Below are 624 nucleotides of genomic sequence, written 5' to 3'. Positions count from 1 at the left end.
GAGTGCATCCCGTAGGTGTTCATGTAGTACGGGAAGCGGGAGGAGCAGCCGATCCCGGAGATGAAGACCACGTTCTCGCGGGCGATGCCCAGCTCCGGCATGAAGCCCTGCACGGCGGCCAGGATGGCGTAGTCACCGCAACCGGGGCACCAGCGCACCTCCTGGTCGGACTTGAAGTCACGGGCCGACAGCCGGTCCGGCTCGCTCTTGGGCACGAGCGACAACGCCCTCGCCCCGGCGGGGCGGTAGGGACCCGGATCGGCCGGGATGACGGTTGCCTCAGACATGAGCGGTGGCCTCCTGGATTGCGGCGGCGAGCTGTTCGGCCTTGAACGGCAGGCCGGTGACCTGGGTGTGCGATTCGATGTCGACCAGGTACTTGGCGCGCAGGAGAGCGGCGAGTTGGCCGAGGTTCATCTCGGGGACGATGATTTTGCGGTAGGTGGTGAGGATGTCGCCGAGGTTGTGGGGGAAGGGGTTGAGGTGGCGCAGGTGGGCCTGGGCGATGTGTGCTCCGGTGCGGCGTACGCGGCGGACGGCGGCGGTGATGGGGCCGTAGGTGGAGCCCCAGCCGAGGACGAGGGCGGGGGCGGGGTGGCCGGTGTCGGCGGTGGGGTCGTCGAC

The 624-nt window shown here is 69.1% G+C and carries 2 pseudogenes; both read right to left on the bottom strand.

What is annotated here, in order from left to right:
• Positions 1-287: pseudogene (locus IEY86_RS36055) on the bottom strand (2-oxoacid:ferredoxin oxidoreductase subunit beta); the annotation flags it as partial.
• Positions 280-624: pseudogene (locus tag IEY86_RS36050) on the bottom strand (2-oxoacid:acceptor oxidoreductase subunit alpha); the annotation flags it as partial. The pseudogenes IEY86_RS36055 and IEY86_RS36050, both read right to left, overlap by 8 nt.

This window comes from Wenjunlia tyrosinilytica (assembly GCF_014646055.1).
GTDB classification, from domain to species: Bacteria; Actinomycetota; Actinomycetes; order Streptomycetales; family Streptomycetaceae; genus Wenjunlia; species Wenjunlia tyrosinilytica.
Note: the sequence above shows the minus strand (reverse complement) of the source record. Positions and strands in the feature narration are given on the sequence as shown.